Annotated in this window: 22 protein-coding genes and 1 riboswitch; of the genes, 16 read left to right on the top strand and 6 right to left on the bottom strand. The window is 54.8% G+C overall.

The window, feature by feature from the left end:
* The first annotated feature begins 52 nt into the window (after positions 1–52).
* The 7 genes from AAC086_RS16290 to AAC086_RS16260 all read left to right on the top strand — a co-directional run bounded on the left by AAC086_RS16290 (position 53) and on the right by AAC086_RS16260 (position 7,174).
* Positions 53–607: a hypothetical protein gene (locus AAC086_RS16290; RefSeq protein ID WP_339780232.1), complete on the top strand. Its 555-nt coding sequence runs from the start codon at positions 53–55 to the stop codon at positions 605–607.
* 108 nt (positions 608–715) lie between these two features.
* A riboswitch (glycine riboswitch) is annotated at positions 716–820 on the top strand.
* A gap of 174 nt (positions 821–994) precedes the next feature.
* Positions 995–2,110 carry a glycine cleavage system aminomethyltransferase GcvT gene (gene gcvT / locus AAC086_RS16285; RefSeq protein WP_339780230.1) on the top strand — a complete coding sequence of 372 codons (1,116 nt, stop codon included), beginning with the start codon at positions 995–997 and terminating at the stop codon, positions 2,108–2,110.
* Positions 2,111–2,179: 69 nt separating this feature from the next.
* The gene (gene gcvH / locus AAC086_RS16280; RefSeq protein ID WP_339780228.1) at positions 2,180–2,557 is read left to right on the top strand and encodes a glycine cleavage system protein GcvH; all 378 of its coding nucleotides are present in this window, start codon (positions 2,180–2,182) and stop codon (positions 2,555–2,557) included.
* Positions 2,557–3,912 carry an aminomethyl-transferring glycine dehydrogenase subunit GcvPA gene (gene gcvPA, locus AAC086_RS16275; RefSeq protein WP_339780226.1) on the top strand — a complete coding sequence of 452 codons (1,356 nt, stop codon included), beginning with the start codon at positions 2,557–2,559 and terminating at the stop codon, positions 3,910–3,912. The genes gcvH and gcvPA overlap by 1 nt, the downstream gene beginning before the upstream one ends.
* Positions 3,909–5,405 (top strand): aminomethyl-transferring glycine dehydrogenase subunit GcvPB, encoded by a 1,497-nt coding sequence (gcvPB, locus tag AAC086_RS16270; protein ID WP_339780224.1) that lies wholly within the window; start codon positions 3,909–3,911, stop codon positions 5,403–5,405. The genes gcvPA and gcvPB overlap by 4 nt, the downstream gene beginning before the upstream one ends.
* A gap of 226 nt (positions 5,406–5,631) precedes the next feature.
* Positions 5,632–6,567: a protein phosphatase CheZ gene (locus AAC086_RS16265; RefSeq protein WP_339780222.1), complete on the top strand. Its 936-nt coding sequence runs from the start codon at positions 5,632–5,634 to the stop codon at positions 6,565–6,567.
* Between the two features lie 196 nt (positions 6,568–6,763).
* Positions 6,764–7,174: a hypothetical protein gene (locus AAC086_RS16260; RefSeq protein WP_339780220.1), complete on the top strand. Its 411-nt coding sequence runs from the start codon at positions 6,764–6,766 to the stop codon at positions 7,172–7,174.
* A gap of 136 nt (positions 7,175–7,310) precedes the next feature.
* Here the strand turns inward: AAC086_RS16260 and AAC086_RS16255 are convergent, their stop codons facing one another.
* A complete protein-coding gene (locus tag AAC086_RS16255; protein ID WP_339780219.1) occupies positions 7,311–7,793 on the bottom strand; it encodes a peroxiredoxin in 483 nt (160 codons plus the stop codon).
* A 149-nt stretch (positions 7,794–7,942) separates the two neighbouring features.
* Positions 7,943–10,168, bottom strand: a complete 2,226-nt coding sequence (locus tag AAC086_RS16250; protein WP_339780217.1) for a thioredoxin family protein — start codon at positions 10,166–10,168, stop codon at positions 7,943–7,945.
* A gap of 258 nt (positions 10,169–10,426) precedes the next feature.
* Between AAC086_RS16250 and AAC086_RS16245 the strand changes: the two genes are divergently transcribed.
* On the top strand, positions 10,427–11,005 hold the full coding sequence (locus AAC086_RS16245; RefSeq protein ID WP_339780215.1) for a YqgE/AlgH family protein: 579 nt from the start codon (positions 10,427–10,429) through the stop codon (positions 11,003–11,005).
* Between the two features lie 18 nt (positions 11,006–11,023).
* Here the strand turns inward: AAC086_RS16245 and AAC086_RS16240 are convergent, their stop codons facing one another.
* The gene (locus AAC086_RS16240; RefSeq protein ID WP_339780213.1) at positions 11,024–11,896 is read right to left on the bottom strand and encodes a LysR family transcriptional regulator; all 873 of its coding nucleotides are present in this window, start codon (positions 11,894–11,896) and stop codon (positions 11,024–11,026) included.
* 129 nt (positions 11,897–12,025) lie between these two features.
* Between AAC086_RS16240 and AAC086_RS16235 the strand changes: the two genes are divergently transcribed.
* Positions 12,026–13,198 carry an MFS transporter gene (locus AAC086_RS16235; RefSeq protein WP_339780211.1) on the top strand — a complete coding sequence of 391 codons (1,173 nt, stop codon included), beginning with the start codon at positions 12,026–12,028 and terminating at the stop codon, positions 13,196–13,198.
* A 152-nt stretch (positions 13,199–13,350) separates the two neighbouring features.
* Here AAC086_RS16235 and AAC086_RS16230 read toward each other — a convergent pair whose 3' ends face one another.
* Together AAC086_RS16230 and AAC086_RS16225 are read right to left on the bottom strand one after the other, a co-directional pair.
* Positions 13,351–13,650 (bottom strand): antibiotic biosynthesis monooxygenase, encoded by a 300-nt coding sequence (locus AAC086_RS16230; protein WP_339780415.1) that lies wholly within the window; start codon positions 13,648–13,650, stop codon positions 13,351–13,353.
* Positions 13,651–13,714: 64 nt separating this feature from the next.
* Positions 13,715–14,734: an NADP-dependent oxidoreductase gene (locus AAC086_RS16225; protein ID WP_339780209.1), complete on the bottom strand. Its 1,020-nt coding sequence runs from the start codon at positions 14,732–14,734 to the stop codon at positions 13,715–13,717.
* Positions 14,735–14,823: 89 nt separating this feature from the next.
* Here AAC086_RS16225 and AAC086_RS16220 point away from each other — a divergent pair, with 89 nt between their 5' ends.
* A complete protein-coding gene (locus AAC086_RS16220) occupies positions 14,824–15,396 on the top strand; it encodes a helix-turn-helix domain-containing protein (RefSeq protein WP_339780207.1) in 573 nt (190 codons plus the stop codon).
* Positions 15,397–15,593: 197 nt separating this feature from the next.
* Here AAC086_RS16220 and AAC086_RS16215 read toward each other — a convergent pair whose 3' ends face one another.
* Positions 15,594–16,409, bottom strand: a complete 816-nt coding sequence (locus tag AAC086_RS16215) for a hypothetical protein (protein WP_339780205.1) — start codon at positions 16,407–16,409, stop codon at positions 15,594–15,596.
* Positions 16,410–17,560: 1,151 nt separating this feature from the next.
* On the opposite strand from AAC086_RS16215, the gene coxB reads away from it, so the two are divergent.
* The 6 genes from coxB (at position 17,561) to AAC086_RS16185 (ending at position 22,703) form a co-directional block, all read left to right on the top strand.
* A complete protein-coding gene (coxB, locus tag AAC086_RS16210; protein ID WP_339780204.1) occupies positions 17,561–18,412 on the top strand; it encodes a cytochrome c oxidase subunit II in 852 nt (283 codons plus the stop codon).
* 11 nt (positions 18,413–18,423) lie between these two features.
* A complete protein-coding gene (gene ctaD, locus AAC086_RS16205) occupies positions 18,424–20,013 on the top strand; it encodes a cytochrome c oxidase subunit I (RefSeq protein WP_339780202.1) in 1,590 nt (529 codons plus the stop codon).
* An 80-nt stretch (positions 20,014–20,093) separates the two neighbouring features.
* Positions 20,094–21,020: a heme o synthase gene (locus tag AAC086_RS16200; protein ID WP_339780201.1), complete on the top strand. Its 927-nt coding sequence runs from the start codon at positions 20,094–20,096 to the stop codon at positions 21,018–21,020.
* Positions 21,017–21,160, top strand: coding sequence for a hypothetical protein (locus AAC086_RS16195; RefSeq protein ID WP_339780199.1), 144 nt, complete (start codon positions 21,017–21,019; stop codon positions 21,158–21,160). Before AAC086_RS16200 ends, AAC086_RS16195 begins: the two co-directional genes overlap by 4 nt.
* A 5-nt stretch (positions 21,161–21,165) precedes the next feature.
* The gene (locus tag AAC086_RS16190) at positions 21,166–21,831 is read left to right on the top strand and encodes a cytochrome c oxidase assembly protein (protein ID WP_339780197.1); all 666 of its coding nucleotides are present in this window, start codon (positions 21,166–21,168) and stop codon (positions 21,829–21,831) included.
* Positions 21,832–21,902: 71 nt separating this feature from the next.
* A complete protein-coding gene (locus AAC086_RS16185) occupies positions 21,903–22,703 on the top strand; it encodes a cytochrome c oxidase subunit 3 (RefSeq protein WP_339780195.1) in 801 nt (266 codons plus the stop codon).
* Positions 22,704–22,776 lie beyond the last annotated feature (73 nt).

Below are 22,776 nucleotides of genomic sequence, written 5' to 3'. Positions count from 1 at the left end.
CGCCAAACTACCTGTGCCGGGGACTTCGGCGTGTCTGATCAATGAGGCTTTGATGACGATTGCATGCAATCTGCGGCGCGCAAGTGCGCTTGGTGTGGTTCTGATGGCAGCGGGCCTTGCGGCCTGTGGTGCCGATCCGTTTGGGGAAACGCCTGTGCCGTCTTGCCCGCGCACATTCCTGCCCACGGATACCGCCCAACTGACCCAGTTCAAGGATAGCGGCCGCGATCTTACCGACGTGGTTTTTGAGGCCGGGTTTGAAGGCTATAAGGGCGAATGCAGCTATGATCTGGAAGACAAGAAACTTGATATCCTTATCAGCCCGGAATTTTCGGCCCAGATGGGCCCGGCAGCGACCAATCGTTCGCAGCATCTGCAATATTTTGTCGCCCTGAAAAATCCGGGGGGTGAATTTGTTCAGAAATCGGTTTTCGATGTTGATCTGACCTTCCCCAAGGATGCGAACAAGGTGCGCTATACCGACGAACAGGTATCGCTGCATGTGCCGCTGGCCGATGTCAATTACGGGCCAAACTATGAAATTTACATGGGCTTTCAGTTAAGCCACGACCAGCTTGATTATAATCGCCGCTTTGCCAAAAATTAACGGTTGCGGGCCTTTGGACCGGTTTTAAATTGTGCCTGCATGATAGCCGCAGCGTAATGTTTTGACTGGTGCAATGGCCCGACACTCCGTATAAGGGGCGATACCCAAGTGATCCCCGTGGGAGAGTTCCGCGGTCATTTGACAATGATAGCGCGGACGCCGAAGGAGCAACCACCCCGGAAACTCTCAGGCATAACGGACCGCGGGGAGATGGGACTCTGGAAAGTAGGCGGCATGGTTTTTGACATGTGCGCCTCGCCGAAGATGTAAGCCGGACCCGGTGCAAATTTTGCCCGGAAATGGTGATTCTTTCAGGCTCCAAGACAGAGGGGGATGTGGTTGGCCAATGGTCGGCTATGTTTCGCAACGACTGTCACGGAGAGCCTGATGGCGGATCAACAAGCCGAAAATCTATATAAAACAGCCCTTTATGATCTGCATGTTGAACTGGGTGCCAAGCTGGTGCCTTTTGCTGGTTATGCCATGCCGGTGCAATATCCGTTAGGGGTTAAGGGCGAACATCTTCATACCCGTGCCAAGGCCGGGTTGTTTGACGTGTCGCATATGGGCCAGGTGCGTTTGGTGGGCGAACATCGCGTTGCCGAACTGGAAAAACTGGTGCCGGGCGATATCGCCGTTTTGAAGCCGGGTCGGACCCGCTATTCCGCTTTTACCAATGATGATGGCACCATTCTTGATGACCTTATGATCACCAATGCGGGCGATAGCCTGTTTTTGGTCATCAATGCAGGCTGCAAGGATGACGACATTGTCCATATGCGCGCCAATCTGGATAATGGCGTGGAATTGCAGGAATTGAGCGACCGTGCCCTGATGGCCTTGCAGGGGCCGGAAGCCGCCAGCGTTCTGGCGCGTTTTGCCCCCGATGTTGCCAGCCTTAAATTCATGTCTTTTGCCGAAATCGATATTGCCGGTATTCCGTGTTTTGTCACCCGGTCGGGTTATACCGGCGAAGATGGCTTTGAAATTTCAGTACCTGAAGCCGATGCCGAAAAACTGGCCCGTTTGCTGCTGGCCGAAGACGAGGTCGAGGCGATTGGCCTTGGTGCGCGCGATTCGCTGCGTCTTGAAGCTGGGCTGTGCCTGTATGGCAACGATATCGACACCACCACCACCCCGGTGGAAGGGGATCTGAACTGGATTATCAACAAGCGTCGCCGTGAAGAAGGCGGCTTTCTGGGCGCAGATATTATTCTCGACCAGTTGGCCAACGGGGCAGATCGCAAACGCGTCGGGATTAAACCCGAAGGCAAGGCACCGGCCCGTGAACATACGATGGTGCTTAACAAGGATGGATACGATATTGGCGAAATCACCAGTGGCGGCTTTGGCCCCACTGTCGATGCGCCGATTGCCATGGGCTATGTCGCAATTGAATTTGCCGAGCCGGGCACCAAGGTGGACCTGATGGTACGTGGCAAGGCCCGCCCGGCGGAAATTGTAGCGTTGCCGTTTACACCGCATCGTTATTTCCGCGGCTGATTGCGCCGTATTGTGTTCAAAACGCAGCAAGAATTAAGCAGACAACCAAATTTGCAGGGACAAATCGAAATGGCTAAAAAATTCTCTAAAGAACATGAATGGCTTGAAATTGACGGCGATGTGGCAACTGTCGGCATTACCGACCATGCCCAACAGGCGCTTGGCGATATCGTTTATGTTGAACTGCCCGAAGTCGGCAAAAAGCTGGCGAAGGACGGCGATGCGGCAGTTGTCGAATCGGTCAAGGCCGCCAGCGACGTTTACGCCCCGGTTGACGGCGAAGTTGTTGAAGCCAACGAAGAACTCGACGCCAACCCGGCCTTGGTCAACGAATCGCCGGAAAATGATGGCTGGTTCTTTAAAATCAAAATAACCGATGCCTCCCAGCTTGACGATCTGATGGACGAAGCCGGTTACAAGGCATTTGTCGAAGGTCTGGAGGACTGATGCGCTATCTTCCGCTGACCAAGGCAGACCGGGCCTCGATGCTTGAAACCATCGGTGCGGGCTCGGTCGATGACCTGTATTGCGATGTGCCAGAAGGTGCATTGTTAAAAGAACCGGTCGACCTGCCCTATCATCAAGGTGAAATGCAGGTCGAACGCGATATGGCCAAACTGGCGGCCAAAAACATGGGGACGGCATCGGCCCCCAGTTTTCTCGGTGCCGGGGCTTATCGCCATCATGTGCCTGCAACGGTGGATTATGTTATCCAGCGCGGCGAGTTCTTGACGGCCTATACCCCGTATCAGCCCGAAATTGCCCAGGGCACGTTGCAGTACCTGTTTGAATTTCAAACCCAGGTCGCCTCCATCACCAATATGGATGTCGCCAATGCATCGATGTGGGACGGGGCAACGTCCTGTGCCGAAGCGGTGCTGATGGCGTGCCGGGCCACCCGGCGTAAAAAAGCAGTTCTGTCGGGTGGTTTGCACCCGCATTACCGCGAAGTCACCGAAACCTATTGCCAATATAGCGATACCGAGGTTGCCGGTCGCGATGGTCACCCGGAACATCAGGCTTCTGCCGATGAGCTTGATGACCTGATCGACGATCAGACCGCCTGTGTTGTGGTGCAGTACCCTGATGTGTTTGGTCGCCTTGATGACCACACCAAACTGGCCGATGCCTGCCACGCCAAAGGCGCGCTGTTGATTGTGGTGTTCACCGAGGCCGTTGCCTTTGGTGCCATCAAATCACCGGGCAGTTTTGGGGCCGACATCGTTTGCGGCGAAGGCCAGTCGATTGGCAATGCGCTGGGCTATGGCGGGCCATATGTTGGTTTGTTTGCCACCACCAGCAAACTGGTGCGCCAGATGCCGGGCCGCCTGTGCGGTGAAACCGTGGATCAGGATGGCAAGCGCGGTTTTGTGCTAACCCTGTCGACCCGCGAACAGCATATTCGCCGTGAAAAGGCGACTTCGAACATTTGCACCAATTCAGGGCTGTGTTCGCTGGCCTTTACGGTGCATATGAGCCTGCTGGGCGAAGACGGCTATCGCAAGCTGGCTGCGATTAATCATGAACGTGCGGTTAAAACCGCCGACGCACTTGACGGCGTTGCCGGTGTTGAGGTGGTTAATGACAGCTTCTTTAACGAATTCACCGTCAAGCTGAGCAAACCGGCCGCCGAGGTGGTCGAAGCCCTTGTCGCCCGGGGCATTATGGGCGGCGTGCCCTTGTCACGCCTGTATCCCAACCGCGATGATCTGGGCCGGTTTATGCTGGTGGCAGCCACCGAAACCAATAGTGACGACGATATCGCAGCCCTTGCGGCGGCCCTTAAGGAGGTGCTGGCATGACGTTTCAGACCCATACCGGCAATCGTGGCCTTGTCCTTGAAGAAAAACTGATTTTCGAACAGGGCGAAGCCGGACGCAGTGGCGTTGATCTGCCCGATCCCGGACCGGTGAAAAGCCGCATGGGTGGCCTTGAACGCGATAGCGACGTTGGCCTGCCAGGCTTGTCCGAACCGCAAGTGGTGCGGCACTATACCCGTCTGAGCCAGAAGAATTTCGGCATTGATTCCGGCTTCTTCCCGCTGGGTTCCTGCACCATGAAACATAATCCGCGCCTGAATGAAAAAATCGCCCGCTTGCCCGGGATTGCCGATTTGCACCCGATGCAGCCCGAAAGCACTGTTCAGGGCGCGCTGGAACTGATGGACCAGTGTGCACACTGGTTGCTGGTTTTGACCGGGATGCCTGCCGTTGCCATGTCGCCCGCGTCGGGCGCGCAGGGCGAATTGTGCGGCATGATGGCGATTCGTGCCGCCCTGGATGCGCGCGGTGAAACCCGCCGTCGGGTGCTGGTGCCCGAATCGGCCCATGGCACCAACCCGGCAACGGCTGCTGCCTGTGGCTTTACGGTGGATTCCATTCCTGCCACCGCCGATGGCCGGGTTGATCTGGCGGCATTTGAAGCCAAGCTGGGCGATGATGTGGCGGGTATCATGCTGACCAACCCCAATACCTGCGGGTTGTTTGAACGTGATGTGCGTAAAATCGCCGATCTGGTTCATGCCGCAGGGGGATATTTTTACTGCGACGGAGCCAATTTTAACGCCATTGTCGGTCGCGTGCGCCCGGCGGATCTGGGCGTTGATGCCATGCATATCAACCTGCACAAAACCTTTTCCACCCCGCATGGCGGCGGTGGTCCGGGTTCAGGGCCGGTGGTCTTTTCCGAGGCACTGGCACCGTTCGCGCCGATCCCCTATGTGGTCAAAACCGAAGACGGCTTTCATCTGGTGGAAACCGCCGATGAGCAAGACGGCAAAATGCCGTTTGGCCGCCTGAAGGGGTTTCATGGCCAGATGGGTATGTTTGTGCGCGCCCTGTCCTATATGAAAAGCCACGGGGCCGACGGGTTGCGTCAGGCATCGGGCGATGCGGTGCTGAATGCCAACTATTTGCTGGCACGGTTAAAAACCAAACTTAGCGTGGCCTATCCTGGCTATTGCATGCACGAAGCCCTGTTTGATGATGATTTTCTTAAAGGGACCGGTGTTTCGACGCTGGATCTTGCCAAGGCGATCATTGATGAAGGTTTCCACCCGATGACCATGTATTTCCCGCTGGTCGTTCATGGTGCCCTTTTGATCGAACCGACCGAGACCGAAACCAAAGAATCGATTGACCAGTTCTGCGATGCAGTTTTGTCGTTGGTTGCCAAGGCAGAGGCTGGGGATTCGGAATTTTTCAAAAATGCACCCTATTTGACTCCGCGGCGGCGGTTGGATGAAACAGCGGCTGCGCGCAAGCCTGTATTGCGCTGGAACCCTGCAAACGCTTGATCCATAATGCTGCACTGCGATTTTTCACACCCCGGTCTTATGGCCGGGGTGTTCTTTTTCAACGGCTTTCAAGGGCTTGCTCTTGAAAGCCGTTGGACTCGTCGCAATTTGGACCCTTATAATCGCAATACATTTGCGAATGACCGGTCATTGTGGGAAGGCTGGTCTGGAAATGCGTGATTGGAAGACCAGGGCATATCGCCCGTGGCGGAGGTAAGAGACTGTTATGATGCGTCCCGTGCAGAAGATTTTTACAGCCGAACGACGTTTGCGGGAACGTCAGGGTGCTGTCGTTGAAGACTGGTCAGATTCATTTTTTGATCCGTCCCTGGAAACCGGCATGGGGGCCGGGAAACTGTCGGCACCGTCACCCACCGTTTCACCTGCGCCATCGACGCCTTCCGGGGGCGATAGCCATTTGATTTTGGAAGAAATTCGCGCGATGCGGGCCGAAATGGCCCAGTTGCGCGGGGCGATTGCCCAGGGGGGCGTGGCCCCGGTTGCCGATGCAGGCGAAGAGGCCGCCTCGCAAGCCAATGCTGCCAATGACGGCCCCCTTGATATTCTGCCGGAACCGGTTTCAAGCAACCCGTCGCATTCCAGGCGTCCGGGTGCGAGCGAACCCGACCGTGATGACCTTGAACTGATTCGCGGTCAGATCGAGGAAATGAACGAACATATTCACAAGGCGAAAATTCAGATTGCCGCCTTGCGACACCCCAAGGCACCGGATGACCGGCTGGTGACGGCTGCCAGTGAACTTGACGCAATCGTCAAGGATACCGAAATGGCGACACATACCATTCTGGAAGCCGCCGAGCAGATCGACGATCTGGCGATGACGTTGAAAAATTCTGCCACCAGCGACTTTGTGGCCGATCATGTCGAACAGATTGCCTTTATTGTTACCAAAATCTTCGAATCCTGTAACTTTCAGGACATTACCGGGCAGCGCATCAACAAGGTGGTTAACACCCTGGAATTCGTTGAAAAACGCGTTCACAATATGATCCTGATCTGGGGCGAAGATGCTTTTGCCGACCTGCCGATGTCCGAAGAGGAAGAAGAGGTCGCCAAAGCCGAAGATGCTGATCTTTTGAACGGCCCGCAAATGGAAGGCGAGGGGATCAGCCAGGACGATATCGATAAATTGTTTGATTGAGTCTTTAATCTTTGCGCATGAATACCAATGTCCGATAGAGTTCCCCCCCTTCGTAAGGGGTGGATATATAATGCAAACGCATTATAAATCTATGTGGCACGTATTCTTCGCCTGACTGGCGCTTGGCGGCGCTGGTAGATTTAAGCGAGCATCCGGGAGGGATTTATCCGCTCCGGAGGTTCTGGAGGACATGGATATGGCATTTTGGTCAACAACCAAAGCGAATGCAACACAGGCCAGGGCGCAGGACATCAAGTGGCGCGCAGGCCCGCGCGGTGATTATTTTCGCCTGTATATGCTTGATGATATCAGCGAGTTAAAGGTCGACGGTGTCGGCGGGGTTTATCTGGTGTGGCATGGCGGTGTGAAGCCGGGCTGGCTTCTGGCAGGCAATGCCGGGGATCTGGGGCATGTTTTTCGTGAATTGCGCGGGGACCGCGATATTCGCGATTATGATGGCCGTGGTGGCGTTTATATCAGTTGGTCGCCGATCAAGGACGAATACCGCGATGGTGTGGTCCATTTTCTGGCGCGCAGCATCAAGCCGGTGTTTGAATGCGAGTTCGACAGCCGCAAGGATGCGATTCCTGTCATGCTGCCGCGCTAAAGCATTTTTCCTTTAATATGGGCTGCTGCTTTATCAAAACAGGCCAAACTGCGGGCGTGCGGTCTGGCCTGTTTTTATTGGCAATTGCGCGCATCGTGGATGTCACGCGGTATGGGTATGCTTGCGGGGTGCCAGCTTAAAGGGCCGCCAGAACCGATTCCGCACTGGAAACATCAAATGCGCCCGGTTCTTCGATCGCAAGGTGGGTGACTTTGTTGTCGTCAATGATCATGGCATAACGGTTGGCCCGTTCGCCCAGGCCCTTGCCACGTAGATCCAGTTTCAGGCCGGTGCCATTGGTGAAATTCAAATCACCATCGGCCAGCATGGTGATCGTTTCACCAACATTTTCCGATTTGGCCCATGCCTGCATCACAAAGGCATCATTGCTGGCAAGGCAGAAAATTTCGTCCACACCTTTGGCTTTGATGTCATCTGCCTTGTTGATAAAGCCGGGCAGATGTTTGATCGAGCAGGTCGGTGTGAAAGCGCCAGGAACGGCAAAAAGAACAACCTTGCGACCCGCAAACAGGTCTTTGCTTTGGACCGCTTCGGGGCCATCGGGGGTGGCACGGTGCAATACGACGTCGGGTAGCGTTGCGCCTTCGGCGATGGTCATGACGTTTCTCCGTTTTGTGAATGTCGCATCAATGCAGACATGATTACCGGTTCAGCGCCCGGCAGAATATCAGCTTGCGCCTGATGGTCACTTAGAATGACTTAAAAAATCATTCTGTGCCAGCGGCTTCCCATGAAGTGTGATGCGGGTTAGTTATTTGCAAGCCCCTGCATGCCTGTTGCGGTTGCAACAGCCGAAATGACCTGATCCTTGCCAAGCAATTCCGACAGTAATATGCCATCGGGCGCTGCCGGGCCGAATACGGCATCAAACGGAATGCCATAGCGGTCATATTTGGCCAGAAACGCGGCAATCTCCGGGTCGGGGCGGGTCCAGTCACCTTGCATCAACACAATATTTTCATGATCCAGAGCAGATCGAACCACATCGGTATTTATCACCAGGCGTTTATTGACCTGGCAGGTCACGCACCAGTCGGCGGTAATGTCCACCAGCACGGTTTTACCCTGTGCCACAAGCGATGCGATTGTCTCGGGCGCAAAGGGCTGCCAGGGCAGGCCGACGTCATCGACGGCCTTTGACATGGCATTTGCAGTGCTGTTTGCCGGTGGTTTGGAAAATCCGGGCGCAAACAGGGCCATCAGCACGGCAAGGGTGGCTAAACCCGCCAGCAATGGTTTGCGTTTGTCATGGCTGGTTTTATGCCGCCACCAGATCAGCCCGCTGGCAAGGATCAGGCCTGCGCCAACAGCACTGGCCCCGTTGGTGCCAATTTGCCCGGCCAGCACACTGAGCAGCCAAAGTGCCGTACCCAGCAGCGCCAGCCCCAGAATGAATTTTACCACCGCCATCCAGCGGCCCGGTTTGGGCAGCAGGCGGGCAATTTCCGGGCGGGCGGCGATTAAAAGGTAGGGCAGGGCAAAGCCGATGCCCAACAGGGTGAAAATCCAGAAAATGTCGAAAATTGTGCCGGCAAGAGCAAATCCAACCGCCGTCCCCAGAAAGGGGGCTGAACAGGGGGTTGCCAACAAGGTGGCAAACATTCCGGTCAGGAAATGTCCGCCCATGCCGCCATGGTCGGGTGCAGATTGACCGGTGCGGGGCTGATGATGGTCAATCGCATCATTGGCAAGGTTGTTCAAGCGGCTGGCGCTGATTTCAAACAGGCCAAACATGTTGCAGGCAAACAAAACCACAATGATGGTCATCACGGTTAAAAACAGCGGTTGCTGAAACTGAATGCCCCAGCCGATAGATCCCCCTGCCAGTTTCAGGATGCTTAACGCCCCGGCAATGATCCAGAAAGAAACCAGAATGCCCAGCGCACTGGCGATAAAGCCACGTCGGGTGTGGGCACGGTTTTTTGCACTCAGGCCAATGGCGCCCATAACCTTGATCGACAGAACCGGCAACACGCACGGCATCACATTCAGGATCAGGCCGCCCAAAAGGGCCAACCCGCCGATAACCCACCATGCGGTACCGGTACCGGTATCGGTGCCGGTGTTATTCGCCCTGGCAGGCTGGGCCGTTGACAATGTGGTATTGGTGGTCACCATGCCCGATTGTGGTTGCGTGCCAACGCGAACGGGTTGTTCAATCGCCAGATCACCGGCCAGAACGGTCGCGGTCATGTTCTGTGTGGCAAAACTTTCGGCTTTGGCCTTGTTCTGAATGGCCAGCCGGTAAACCGGGTTGCCATCCATCGTTTGCCCGGTGGGGGCGGGCGGGCCAAAACTGTCGGTCGCTTTGCCTTCGATCAAAATGTCCGGTGTTGCCCCTTCGGGCAGATCCCGCAGGGCAACATTAAGGTAGTTTGCGCTGCGATCGCTGCTTTGCCAGATGGCCGATACACTCATGGGCAGGGTGTCGCCGGTTAGCGGTACCTTGGCGGCGAATTTTTCAATTTCGTGGGCATGGCTGGAAATATCGGCGCGATCGGCGGGCAGGGTCAGGTTAAGATCAGCGGTTGCCGGAACGCAAATGTCACTACATGCCAGATAATCGACCAGAACATGCAGCTTTACCGGCTGGGACGGGTCCAGAACCGGAATGTCGATGGGGAAAATAATCCGGTCTTCATAGCCAAAGGTTTCCAGTCCGAAAATGGAAAAACGAACCGGGGCAGGCCAGCGCATGGTGGCGGCATCGGTGTCGACATTGGTTGAACCGGCCCAGTCAATTTTGGGCGGAAAACCGGCATCACCGGCGCTGCGCCAGTAAACTTTCCAGTGTGGTTGCAGGGCAAATTCCAGCCCCAGACGCAGGCTGTGCACATCTTTGACCCCGTCGCGCGCACTTAAAACACGCACAGATGCAAAATCCTCGTCCTGCCAGGCGCTTTGGGCGGGGGCGGCCTGTGCCATATGGGGCAACAATATCAAAAACAACAGGGCAAGAAAACGCTTGGTCACGACGGGCATTCCTGGAAAAATGGTCAGCAAGGCAGGGGTACGACGATGAAGGGTTCAATGCAAGCCACGAACATGTTACCGCTGCGTCAAACCTGTTATGTCATCAATACACGACTGGTGTGGTTCGCCTTTTATACCCATATGAAAACCGTACCCATTTGATTAAGAACAGGCCACGGCGAATATTTTAACACCAGGCTTGGCTTGACCCGTCAGAACGGGGTAGTCTTGAGTTTCAGTGAATAAGGATGGCGAAAAATGGCACATGCAGGCAACGACGGAGAATATCTCTCGGGCAAGCTCCTGATTGCCATGCCCGGCATGCGCGATCCGCGCTTTGCTCAAAGTGTGGTCTATCTGTGCGCGCATAACGAAGATGGTGCCATGGGCATTGTTGTGAACCGCCTGATTGACTCGATCACGTTCCCCGAACTGCTCGAACAGCTTGGCATCGTGCGCCCGGCCTCGACCATTGCCGATATTCAGGTGCATTTTGGCGGGCCGGTTGAATCGGGCCGGGGTTTTGTTCTGCATTCCAACGATTTTCAAAACGATGCCACCTTGCAGGTTGACCGCGATGTATCGGTGACGGCAACGGTGGATATTCTGGAAAATATCGCCCTTGATAAAGGGCCGCATAACAGCATTCTGGCCCTTGGTTATGCCGGTTGGCGCAGTGGGCAGCTTGAAACCGAAATTCGCGCCAATGGCTGGTTGCATGTCGATGCCGATGCCGAATTGCTGTTTGGCACCGATTGCGAAGACAAATGGCAACGCGCCTTTACCAAGCTGGGCTTTGCACCTGAATTATTGTCGGGCGAAGCAGGTCATGCCTGATCGGGCGTTGTCTTGTGCCTATGCAAGGCTGATATTTTTCGCCAGATAATCCAGAAATACCCGCATCCGCAGGGGCATTTGCCGTTGGCCGACAAACACGGCATGGATTTGTTCAAATTCCGGTTCGACGGTATCCTCTAACAAGGGGTGTAAGCGCCCTTGTTCAATATCGGGGCCAACGTGGAACCGGGCCAGGCGGCCAATGCCAACCCCGGCCAGGGCCAACTGGCGCATGGTTTCACCGTTATTGACCTGCAAATTGCCGGTTCTTGCACCGGGGTCGTCGTTGCCGGTGTGGTTTAGCGCCCATTGGTCCTGGGCGCGGCGAAAATTGAAATTCAGGCAATTATGATTTTCAAGGTCGGCCGGGCTTTGCGGGCAGCCAAAGCGTTCCAGATAGGACGGGGTGGCAATGATCACGCGGCGGCTCACGCCCAGTTTGCGCGCCAGCAGGCGCGAATCGCGCAAGGTGCCACTGCGAATGGCAATGTCGGCGCGTTCACCCAGAATATCAATCACATCGTCGGTCAGGCTCAAGTCGATCGAGACTTCGGGGTGTTTTTCCAAAAATCCACCCAGAACAGGTACCAGCACATGGTTACCAAACGGGATGGTCGCATTGACACGAATAAGCCCGCGCGGGGTGGCGCTGTCATGGGCCAGCCTGGCTTCAAGTGTGTTGATATCCTCAAGAATGCGGCTGGCATCCTGGTAATAGGCATGGCCTTCGCGGGTCAGTTTCAAATTGCGGGTGGAGCGCACAAACAACTGCGTGCCCAGTCTTTCTTCCAGCCGCGCAATCAGCTTTGCCACTGCCGACGGGGTTAGTTGCAAGCGGCGCGCGGCGGCCGAAAAGCTGCCCGCATCGGCAACCCGCAAAAATACTTCCATTTCGCCAGACCGGTTTGGTAACATTTGATAATAAAATTCCAAACTGATTATAATTGATGAATTATAGTCACATCAAAGCAAAAAAGCCATAGTGCAAGCCATGTAAAATATTAACCAAAAGGCTTTGTTATGCCCCTTGCAATCTATGCGCTTGCCGCCGGTGCCTTTGGCATCGGCATGACGGAATTCGTCATTATGGGCTTGCTGCTTGATGTGGCGCGCGATCTTGATGTGTCACTGTCCAGTAGCGGGCTTCTTGTTACCGGCTATGCCCTTGGCGTGGTTGTTGGCGCCCCGGTTCTAACTGTCTTTACCGGCAGATGGCGGCGTAAAAATGTGCTGCTGTTTTTGATGGTGGTTTTTATCATCGGCAATTTTCTGTGCGCCATCGCGCCTGATTATGCCACGCTGATGATCGCCCGTATCATTGCCGCCTTTGCCCACGGGGCATTTTTCGGCATTGGCGCGGTGGTGGCAACCGACCTTGTCGCCAGCGAAAAAAAGGCATCGGCCATCGCCATCATGTTTACCGGCCTGACCGTTGCCAATGTGCTGGGCGTGCCGTTTGGTACCTGGCTTGGTCAGATCTATGGCTGGCGCGCCACGTTCGAGGCGGTGACCGCGATTGGTGTTTTGGCATTGATCGCCACGGCGTTTTTGGTGCCGCGTGATAAAAAACACACCACCATCAATGTTGCTGCCGAAATGAAAGCCTTGCTGCGCCCGCAGGTTTTGATGGGGCTGGCGATTACGGTGCTGGGGTTTGGCGGCGTATTTACCGCCTTTACCTATATTGCACCGTTGCTGACCGAAATTGCCGGTTTTTCCGATGCGGCTGTGTCGCCGGTTTTGCTGTTATTCGGGGTGGGGCTGTTTGTTGGCAATCTTTATGGCGGGCGGCTGGCGGATCGGCGGCTTATGGCAACTTTGATCGGGTCGCTGGTGTTTTTGTCGGTCGTGCTGGTGGTGCTGACCTATGCGCTGGATAATCAGATCGTCACCATCATTACCGTTGGTGTGCTGGGGGCGGCGGCTTTTTCAACGGTGCCGCCATTGCAAATGCGGGTTCTGGCCAAGGCCGAAGGCGCACCCAGCCTGGCATCCTCCATCAACATTGCCGCCTTTAACCTTGGCAATGCCGGGGGGGCATGGTTGGGCGGTATTGCTATCGACCACGGGCCGGGCCTTGCCGGGGTGCCTTTGGTGGCCGCTGCGATGACAGCGGGTGGGCTGGTTCTGGCCCTGGTCAGCTGGCGGATGGATCGATCCCCTAAAGGCGCATTGGCCTCGCTGGCATCGTGATTCTAAATCGTTACAACCTGATAACCTTTCTGCGATTACAAAAGACGGCCCTGTGACGGGGTCGTCTTTTGTTTGGTGCGCATTATTTCGGGCGGGCTTTTGGGGTAATTTACCCCGGTGCTTGGGGTTTTATATACACATTGCCGTTTTGGTTACGCCATTAGCGGGCGTTCATTGGTGGCGTCATATTTCAGAACCTCTCCTTGCATTCTGCCTGACCATTTATTGATAAATGCCAGCGTTTCCTGGCGGGCCAAATGGGCACTTAATGATTGTTGATCCTGCCAGCGTTCAGCTACCTGCATGCGTGCCACCTCGGGATCAGCGATTGTGATGGCATAGGAAAGGCACCCGCTGCCGGTCTTGTTGGCGGGATTAATTTCTTTGATATCTCGTAGAAATTCATCCCTGTCTGCCGGGGCGATTTCGATATGCCCTAAAACAATAATCATCACCGTCCTTGTCCTTTTATTGCGCCTTTTGGGGAATTTGGCGGGATGCCAGCATTTTATGTTCTTAATCGACGGTAAGGACGATTTTGCCCTGGATATGCCCTTTGGCGGCGCGTTCATGGGCTTTGCGGGCGTCGGCAAGCGAAAACATGCTGTCAAGAACCACCCGGATCGACCCGTCATCAAGCAAACGCGCGACCTCGGTTAGCTGCGCCCCGCTTGAACGGACCTGGGTTGCCGAGACGGTGACGCCCAGCTTTTCGGCTTCCTTCGCGCCGGAAAAGCCTAGCGGAAATATCGGAAACAAGGCACCACCCCGTTTTAGCGTGGGCAGGAAACGACCGGTGGTTGGGCCACCAAGCGCATCGATCACTAGGTCAATGTCACGGGCAATGTCTTCGGGCGGGGTTTTGGTATAGTTGATGAATTCGTCAGCTCCGAGGTCACGCAAAAGGGCTTCGTGCGGGCCCGATGCCACGGCGATCACGTGTGCTCCTTTCAGCTTGGCGATTTGCACGGCAAAATGCCCCACACCGCCCGCAGCCCCGTTCACAAGGACGGTCTTGCCCGCAAGCGGCACGGGCTGATGCATCTCGGGTTGCAGCGGGTTTGGTTCGTTGTGGCCCAGATCAATCATGAACTGCCACGCGGTTAGCAGCGACATGGGCGCGCCCGCGGCGTGTGTATGGTCAATCCCGGCCGGTTTGAGGGCAAGTTCCGAGGCTGGCACGCTGACATATTGCGCATAAGCTTTGCTCTCTCCGGCAAGGCCCGTGGGAAAGCGCACCATGGCGTAAACAGCGTCGCCAATTGCGAAATCCGTCACATCATCGCCAATTGCGGTGACCACGCCCGATATGTCGGTGCCCAAAATGACAGGAAAGGAAACCTGTGGCCGCCACTCGGGTGGCAGCATTTTATATCCGTCGCGCAGGTACCAGTCAGGCGGGTTAAGGCCCACGGCGTGAACACGTACAAGCACATCGCCCGCCGTTAATTCCGGCATCGGGGCGTCCTCGTAATGCAGGACTTCCGGTCCGCCAAAGGCGTGCTGGCGAACCGCTTTCATCAATGTTTGTTTCATATCTTTTCCTTGCCTTGGAGCTGTGATATTCATAATCGGAGCGTTGCTCCATATAAACGGAACACTGCTCCGATTGTCAAGGAGTAAAGATGCGCGCGGACGCCCGGAAAAACTATGACCACTTGCTTGTCGTTGCTCATGAAGCCGTGACAGAGCACGGCGCAGACGCCTCGCTGCGCGATATTGCCCGCAAAGCAGGCGTCGGGTTTGGCACGCTGTATCGCCATTTCCCGACGCGAGAAGCGCTGTTTGAGGCGCTGCTTCGCACACGCTTTGATGAATTGACGGTATTGGCGCGCGAATTTGAAACATCGACCACAACGGCGCTGGCCCTTGTGTCGTGGTTGCGCGAGGCGGTGGCGGTGACGCAAAATTACAGCGGTGTGATTGCCCCAATGGTTGCGGCCATTGCCGACCCGGATTCGGCCCTTCATGCGTCATGTGTTGCCATGCGCGCCGCCGGTACGCAGCTTCTGGTGCGCGCACAGGCCGCACATATGGCGCGTGCCGATATCGACGGGACAGACCTTTTCGGGCTGGTCGGTGCGCTGGGCTGGCTGGGTGATCAACCTGCACTGGCCCCACGGGCGGAACATCTGTTCGGGGTTATTTCAGACGCCATTCTGACCGATCAGGGCCGTGGCGAAGCGGGCCGGAAATAACCCGCCCGTCCGTCGCCAAAAATTTCAGCCAAGGGTCACAGGCACGGCCAACATCAATATGCACAGCATCAGCCAGCGCCAGAAGATGACGTTGCGTTAAATTTCCATGGGCCGATATCTTAACGGAAGCATGCTTTAACGGGCAGCCCACCAGAAGGTGCGCTGCCCGCATAGGAGAAAAACAATAACAACACCGGTTAATCGAACAGGGCGTCGATTTCGTCTTGCGAAAAAATCTGATCGACTTCGTTCTGGTTGTTCTTTTCCTGATTCTGCGGAGAGCGGGTAACGGTTTTGTCGAGGTTATCGAGGCCCTTGGGTTCAGGCGGCAGGTCAAAGTCATCAAAATCATCATCACCCCAGATCTCGATCACGCGGTTTACACGTTCTTCGATATATTTCATGGTGTTGACGACTTTGGTAATGCGCTGCCCGGTCAGGTCCTGGAAGTTGCACGATTCAAACACCTTGACCACAAGTTCGACAATATCGTCCGCCAGTCCTTGCACATAATCATCGGTCGCTGCCGAACGGATATTATGGGCCACGGTATCAATGTTTTCGACATTTTCCAGAATATTGGCTGTGGCTTCCTCGGTCGCTTCGACGATGGAGTCCAGTTCGCCCTTCACAATATTCAGGCGCGTTCCGCTGGTATCATCGGGCGAGGTATAAAGGGCGGCAATTTCTTTTTTGGTTTCCTGGATCGAGTTGGCCAGCGCCCGAATTTCGGTTTTCAGCATCCGAAGCTCGCTGCGGGCATCGCCCTGCTCTTCAGGGGCCTCAACGTGCTTGCGCTGCTCGTCGATCATGATCTTGATGTCGGACAAAAGCTCCAACTTCAGATCTTCAATTGCATTGTGCAACGATGACATATCCGGCGCAGGCCCCGGCCCCTGTCCGTCACCGTAATTTGCCGGTTCGGGCAGCGACACGATATCGCTCATATGTTCCAGCCTGTTTAACAGCCGCATTTCGGCAGTGAACAGCTTCTTTTGATTTTGACGAGCCATAGGCAAACCTCAATAACGAAAATCTGTCTTAAACTATACTGTACTATACCCAAGCGCAGGGTCCGAAAATCTTCGAATTCGGTCGTTGCGAGCGCGCCAGCAATTTCAGTCACGGGTTCTGCAAGGCGGTCATTGCCGCTTGCCATGCTTTGATAATGGGGAAAGCTGGCGACAAGTAAAGAGACCACTGTGAGTAATTTTTATAAAAACCGTCGATCTTGCCGCTAAGGCAGAGACAGACCATCTTATACCATTGTCGAGGCTTTCGCCAGACCGCGTGTCTTGCATACAGGTTTTACACGCGAAAGACAGCCGCAGGTGCGGTTTTGACATCCGTTAATGCACGCAACACCCGGTTTTAAGCCGGTTTTGCCACTGCCCCGGTATCGGGCGCGCCGATTGGCCCAAAAAATGGAATGGCGGCGTAAAAATGCAGTGTAACGGGATGCGGGTTATGCGGCGACAGGCCCCTGCCGGTTTACCTGATTTGCGGTGCGACAGAATAAAGCGTTCTGCCGGTAAAAACCGGTCATGCAGGGGGCCACACCGTGTTTTGACGACCAGGCACCGAAACGACCGGACGATTCGCGTTGTTTTTGCACCTTTTCCGGCAAAACCGTACCTGAATATGTAAATCAAAGGTTGCGACGCGGCGAAACGCGTCAGGGGTGAATTGAATTATTTTAGAGAAATTTTGCGGTTGCATCCCGATGCGCGCCGCACGCACATAGCTTTGTTGGCTTTGGCTACCGCAGGGCGAGAAGGCATTGCGGGCGCTGTAGTTGGGTTGATATAAGGGGAATATTCCTTTTGATCCATAGGTTTAGTTTTAGAAAAATCCTTAAATCAGCTAAAAGACTATGGCAAAACACAAAATTAATTTGTGCGATGCAGCAAGGTTTTTTGTGGAACCGGTTGAAAAGATAAGCTATTTGCCACGCATACCGATATGCTTGGCATATCAGGATAATAGAATTAGTCTTAGCTAATTAGTTCATAGTTTTGATGTCGGGACCGATCCGCGGTCCAATGTCATGGCGGGTCATTTTCGGGGAGCGACCGGGGCTTCCCGATCGGAATATGTCACGCTGTTCGGCGTCGCCGAAAATGGCACTAATGCCTTGAGTTGTAATGCGAGGGGGCAGATTCGCATGTCGATCAAGATGCTGTTTCCCATTTTGTTGCTGGGATTGGCAGTTCTGACAGGACTGGATTCATCTGCGGTTGCCGCAGTGGGCCAGCCCGAGCCGTGGCAACTGGGTCTTCAGGACGCAGTTTCGCCAGTGGCGGTTGAGGGCCAAAAGTTTTTTACATTGCTGGTTTGGCTGATGACGGCTGTTGTCGTCATTGTGCTGGTGTTGCTGCTTTATGCGCTGTTCCGTTTCAGCCACAAGCGCAATCCGACACCATCAAGGACCACCCACCACACCTTGCTTGAAGTGGCATGGACGGTGGTTCCGGTCCTGATCTTGCTGATCATCGCCATCCCGTCCTTCCGTTTGCTTTATTTTGCAGACCATGTCGAAGATGCCGATATGACGCTGAAAATTATCGGCAAGCAGTGGTATTGGACCTATGAATATCCCGACAATGGCGATTTCACCTTTGATTCGCTGATGATCGATGAGGATACCGCCGTTGCCGAAGGCAAAAAACGCCTTCTTGATGTGGATAATCCCGTTGTTCTGCCCGTCGACACCGACATTCGCCTGATCATGACATCCGAAGATGTGATTCATAGCTGGGCGATGCCGTCACTGTTCATTAAACTTGATGCCGTTCCGGGTCGTCTTAACGAAACCTGGACCCGCATTCCGGCAGAATTTGCCGGAACCATGTTCTATGGTCAGTGCTCGGAACTGTGTGGTGTTAATCACGCCTATATGCCGATTGCGGTTAAGGCCGTGACCAAGGAAGAATACGCAGATTGGGTCAAGACGGCTCAGGAACAGTTTGCTTCGGCCACCATGCCAGCGGCTGTTTCAGTTGCCTCGGCCGAGTGAGGGAGAGTTCAATGGCTCACGCTGATACATATGCGCATGATCACGATCATACGCCCGGCTTTTTTCGCCGCTGGTTTTTGTCGACCAACCACAAGGACATCGGATCGCTGTATCTGATTTTCTCGCTGCTGGCCGGTTTGATCGGCGGGGCATTTTCGGTGTGGTTCCGTATGGAACTGGCACATCCGGGAACCCAGATTATTGAAGATCACCAGTTTTTTAACGTGCTTGTGACCGCACATGGCATGATCATGGTGTTCTTTGTTGTCATGCCCGCCATGATTGGCGGTTTTGGCAACTGGTTTGTGCCGATCATGATTGGCGCACCGGACATGGCCTTTCCGCGCCTGAACAACATTTCGTTCTGGCTGCTGGTTCCGGCCTTTTTCCTGCTGCTGCTTTCGGCGGCGGTCGGCACGGGGGCCGGTACGGGCTGGACGGTTTATCCGCCGCTTTCAAGTACGCTGGGGCATCCCGGTGCGTCGGTTGATCTGGCGATTTTCGCGCTGCATCTGGCTGGTGCCAGCTCTATTTTGGGGGCGGTTAATTTCATCACCACCATTTGCAACATGCGTGCGCCGGGTATGACCCTGCATAAAATGCCGCTTTTTGCCTGGTCGATGCTGGTTACCGCGTTTTTGTTGTTGCTGGCGGTGCCGGTTCTGGGTGGTGCCATCACCATGCTGCTGACCGACCGTAACTTTGGCACGACATTCTTTGATCCGGCCGGTGGCGGGGACCCGATCCTCTATCAGCACCTGTTCTGGTTCTTTGGTCATCCCGAAGTTTACATCATGATTTTGCCGGGTTTTGGCATCATCAGCCACATCATTTCGACCTTTTCGCGCAAGCCGATTTTCGGCTATCTCGGCATGGCTTATGCGATGGTGGCGATCGGGGTTGTCGGCTTTATCGTGTGGGCACACCACATGTATACCGTCGGCCTTGATGTTGACACCCGTGCCTATTTCACCGCCGCAACAATGGTGATTGCGGTGCCAACCGGGGTCAAGATTTTCTCGTGGATTGCCACCATGTGGGGTGGTTCCATCAGCCTGCGTGCGCCGATGCTGTGGGCGATTGGCTTTATCTTCCTGTTTACCGTTGGCGGTGTGACAGGGGTTATCCTGGCCAATTCCGGCATGGATCTGCCGCTGCACGATACCTATTTCGTGGTCGCGCATTTTCACTATGTGTTGTCGCTGGGCGCTGTGTTTTCGATCTTTGCCGGTTTCTATTACTGGTTTGGCAAAATGACCGGCTACGAGATTTCCGATCTGGGCGGCAAGATTCACTTCTGGCTGTTTTTCATCGGCGTCAACCTGACCTTCTTCCCGCAGCACTTCCTTGGGCTGGCAGGTATGCCGCGTCGGTATGCCGATTATCCTGATGCGTTTGCAGGGTGGAACCTTGTTTCGTCCTATGGTGCGTATATTTCGTTTGGGGCAACGATTTTCTTCCTTGGTGTGGTGGCACACGCCTTTATTCGTGGTAAGAAAGCCGCCGCAAACCCGTATGGCGAATATGCTGATACCCTGGAATGGACGGTCAGCTCGCCGCCGCCGTTCCATACTTTTGATGAACTGCCGCGCATTAAATAAGCCATGCGATCTTTTGTGATTTGCCGGGATACTTCCGGCAAATCACAACCACCAAAGCCAGAAAGAAGACCGCACCAGTCATGAGCAAGACCGCACTTGATCAGACGCTGACCCTTGATACCGTTCCGAGCATTCCGGTTTCGACCGTGCGTGATTATTTCACGCTGCTTAAACCCGGTGTCATGACGCTTGTTGTTTTTACCGGTGCCGTTGGCCTGCTGATTGCGCCTGGCCACCTGCATCCGTTTCTGGCCCTGGTGGCCATTGGCTGTATTGCTGTTGCCAGTGGCGCTGCTGCCTCGATTAACATGTGGTATGATCGCGATATCGACATTCACATGAAACGGACCATGAACCGGCCAATACCTGCCGGGCGTGTGCCTGCCGATGAAGCCCTGTCGATGGGAATTTTCCTGTCGATTGTTTCTGTCACCGTCATGGCGGTTGCCATTAACCTGGTGGCGGCGACCTTGCTGGCGGTGTCGATCGGGTTTTATGTTTTTGTTTATACCATGTGGCTGAAACGCCGCACGCCGCAAAATATCGTGATTGGCGGGGCGGCCGGGGCTTTTCCGCCCATGATCGGCTGGGCCGCGGTAACCGGTGGCATCGACCTTAATTCGGTTGCGCTGTTCATGATTATCTTTATGTGGACACCGCCGCATTTTTGGGCGTTGGCGCTGTTTCGTTGCGGCGATTATGCCAAGGTTGGCGTGCCGATGATGCCGGTTGTGGCCGGGCCTGATGCGACCAAAAAGCAGATGCTGGTTTACACCATTTTGCTGGTGCCCGTGACGCTGGTGCCCTATTTCACCGGTTTGCTCGGCGTGTTTTATGCCGCCACGGCGGCCCTGACCGGGCTGTGGTTTTTACGTCATGCCTGGCGTGTTTTGTGCAATGCCGAAGAAAAGGCACCGCAAAAAATGTTTGGCTATTCGATTTTGTACCTGTTTGTGCTGTTTGGCGCGATGGTTGCCGACATCTGGCTTGAAAGTTTCATCGCATGACCGAACACCCCAAAATGACCGACGAAGAACTTGCCGCTTTTTATGCCAGCCGCCGGCGTAAAAACTGGGTTCTTCTGGGAATACTGACAGGCCTTGCGGTTTTGTTTTTTGTGATCACCATCCTGAAAATGAGTGGCTGAAAAAAATGACGCGCCGTAAACGCAGAAACCCGGAAAGCCGCAGGAAGATCCAGGGATGGATCTTTTGTATTGCAGCGATTTTGACGGGCGGGTTTGTCGGCTTTAAAATGGCATCGGTGCCTGGTTTGTTTGACGGCGGGGCAAGCGATGTGCAAGGCGAGAGGGCCGGGGATGGTGGTATCGTTTTGGCGGCATCGGCCCGCCCGGTTGAGGGGACGGTTGCGAACCAGATCATTCCGGTAAGCGCGCCGCAGAATGGCGCTGTTGCCCAGGGTATGATCAAGGTTTCGTTTGACGGAACGTCGGACCCGGAAATGAACTGGGAATTTGCCCCCGAACAGGCGTCGATGACGGTGCCGTTAGGGGAAAACAGGCTGGCATTCTATGCCGCCCGGAACATGTCGGACAAGGCTGTGACCGGCGAGGCCGCCTATAGTGTGACCCCGGTTGAAGCCGGTCGTTATGTGAACAAGCTGGCGTGTTTTTGCTTTGATGCACAGCGCCTGGCACCGGGCCAGTATGTCAACATGCCGATCAGCTTTTTTGTTGATCCGGCGATTGCCGATGATCCGGCATTACGGGATTTGAGCGACATTAAGCTGTCTTTTGCCTTTTATGCCGTGAAAACGGCGACCCAGGCTGAAGACAGATCCGGCGAGAACGGAGGCTGATCTGACAGGTCCAGCATTCGGGAATGAGTGGTTTGACAATTAATTTATTCAAGGACTGAGGGGGGCGAGGAATGAGTGATCACGCTCAGAAGCATCCGTTCCATCTGGTAGACCCAAGCCCGTGGCCGATGGTGGCTGCACTTTCGGCGGGTCTGTTTACCGGTGGCATGGTCTATTTCATGCATTCAGATCGGATGTTGACCGATTTCTGGCTGGCAGCCATGGGCATTGCCGGTATCTTGTTTGTGATGTTCCGCTGGTGGAGCGACGTTGTCCACGAATCACGTATCTATCACAACCCGGTTGTGCAGATCGGGTTGCGCTATGGCATGTCGCTGTTCATTGCGTCTGAAGTCATGTTCTTTGTTGCGTTTTTCTGGGCCTTTTTCCAAAGCGCGCTTCTGGATTTCAATCCGTCTGTTACCCAATGGCCGCCTGCGGGCATCGAAGTGCTTGATCCATGGGATTTGCCCTTTATCAACACCCTGATCCTGTTGCTGTCGGGCTGCACGTTGACCTGGGCGCACCATGCCTGCCTTGAAGGCCATAAAAAACACATGGTGCAGGGGCTGGCGATTACCGTGCTTTTGGGCATCGCGTTCCTGTCGTGTCAGGCCTATGAATACCATCATGCGTCATTTGCCTTCGATAGCGGGATTTATGCGTCGACCTTCTATATGGCGACGGGGTTTCACGGGTTTCACGTTTTTGTCGGCACGGTGTTTTTGGCGGTTTGCCTTTATCGCGCCAACCGTGGCGATTTTAAACCCGACCATCACTTCGGCCTCGAAGCTGCGGCCTGGTATTGGCACTTCGTTGACGTGGTCTGGTTGTTCCTGTTTTTCTCGGTCTATATCTGGGGCGGTGAATAATCCCGTATCGGCCCGCCCTTAAAGCACTTTTCCTTTAATATGACCCATTTTGCCAGCTCAGTCTGCCGCCTGG

The sequence above is a fragment of the uncultured Thalassospira sp. genome (genome assembly GCF_963976115.1).
Lineage (GTDB): Bacteria > Pseudomonadota > Alphaproteobacteria > Rhodospirillales > Thalassospiraceae > Thalassospira.
The sequence above is the reverse complement of the archived record's forward strand: the minus strand, read 5'-3'. Positions and strand labels throughout refer to the sequence as shown.

What these genes read in the sequence shown, in the direction of transcription:
- AAC086_RS16290 (WP_339780232.1), top strand. Translation starts at nt 53, where the DNA reads ATGACGATTGCATGCAATCTGCGGCGCGCAAGTGCGCTTGGTGTGGTT.
- gcvT (WP_339780230.1), top strand. Translation starts at nt 995, where the DNA reads ATGGCGGATCAACAAGCCGAAAATCTATATAAAACAGCCCTTTATGAT.
- gcvH (WP_339780228.1), top strand. Translation starts at nt 2,180, where the DNA reads ATGGCTAAAAAATTCTCTAAAGAACATGAATGGCTTGAAATTGACGGC.
- gcvPA (WP_339780226.1), top strand. Translation starts at nt 2,557, where the DNA reads ATGCGCTATCTTCCGCTGACCAAGGCAGACCGGGCCTCGATGCTTGAA.
- gcvPB (WP_339780224.1), top strand. Translation starts at nt 3,909, where the DNA reads ATGACGTTTCAGACCCATACCGGCAATCGTGGCCTTGTCCTTGAAGAA.
- AAC086_RS16265 (WP_339780222.1), top strand. Translation starts at nt 5,632, where the DNA reads ATGATGCGTCCCGTGCAGAAGATTTTTACAGCCGAACGACGTTTGCGG.
- AAC086_RS16260 (WP_339780220.1), top strand. Translation starts at nt 6,764, where the DNA reads ATGGCATTTTGGTCAACAACCAAAGCGAATGCAACACAGGCCAGGGCG.
- AAC086_RS16255 (WP_339780219.1), bottom strand. Translation starts at nt 7,793, where the DNA reads ATGACCATCGCCGAAGGCGCAACGCTACCCGACGTCGTATTGCACCGT.
- AAC086_RS16245 (WP_339780215.1), top strand. Translation starts at nt 10,427, where the DNA reads ATGGCACATGCAGGCAACGACGGAGAATATCTCTCGGGCAAGCTCCTG.
- AAC086_RS16240 (WP_339780213.1), bottom strand. Translation starts at nt 11,896, where the DNA reads ATGGAAGTATTTTTGCGGGTTGCCGATGCGGGCAGCTTTTCGGCCGCC.
- AAC086_RS16235 (WP_339780211.1), top strand. Translation starts at nt 12,026, where the DNA reads ATGCCCCTTGCAATCTATGCGCTTGCCGCCGGTGCCTTTGGCATCGGC.
- AAC086_RS16230 (WP_339780415.1), bottom strand. Translation starts at nt 13,650, where the DNA reads ATGATTATTGTTTTAGGGCATATCGAAATCGCCCCGGCAGACAGGGAT.
- AAC086_RS16225 (WP_339780209.1), bottom strand. Translation starts at nt 14,734, where the DNA reads ATGAAACAAACATTGATGAAAGCGGTTCGCCAGCACGCCTTTGGCGGA.
- AAC086_RS16220 (WP_339780207.1), top strand. Translation starts at nt 14,824, where the DNA reads ATGCGCGCGGACGCCCGGAAAAACTATGACCACTTGCTTGTCGTTGCT.
- AAC086_RS16215 (WP_339780205.1), bottom strand. Translation starts at nt 16,409, where the DNA reads ATGGCTCGTCAAAATCAAAAGAAGCTGTTCACTGCCGAAATGCGGCTG.
- coxB (WP_339780204.1), top strand. Translation starts at nt 17,561, where the DNA reads ATGTCGATCAAGATGCTGTTTCCCATTTTGTTGCTGGGATTGGCAGTT.
- ctaD (WP_339780202.1), top strand. Translation starts at nt 18,424, where the DNA reads ATGGCTCACGCTGATACATATGCGCATGATCACGATCATACGCCCGGC.
- AAC086_RS16200 (WP_339780201.1), top strand. Translation starts at nt 20,094, where the DNA reads ATGAGCAAGACCGCACTTGATCAGACGCTGACCCTTGATACCGTTCCG.
- AAC086_RS16195 (WP_339780199.1), top strand. Translation starts at nt 21,017, where the DNA reads ATGACCGAACACCCCAAAATGACCGACGAAGAACTTGCCGCTTTTTAT.
- AAC086_RS16190 (WP_339780197.1), top strand. Translation starts at nt 21,166, where the DNA reads ATGACGCGCCGTAAACGCAGAAACCCGGAAAGCCGCAGGAAGATCCAG.
- AAC086_RS16185 (WP_339780195.1), top strand. Translation starts at nt 21,903, where the DNA reads ATGAGTGATCACGCTCAGAAGCATCCGTTCCATCTGGTAGACCCAAGC.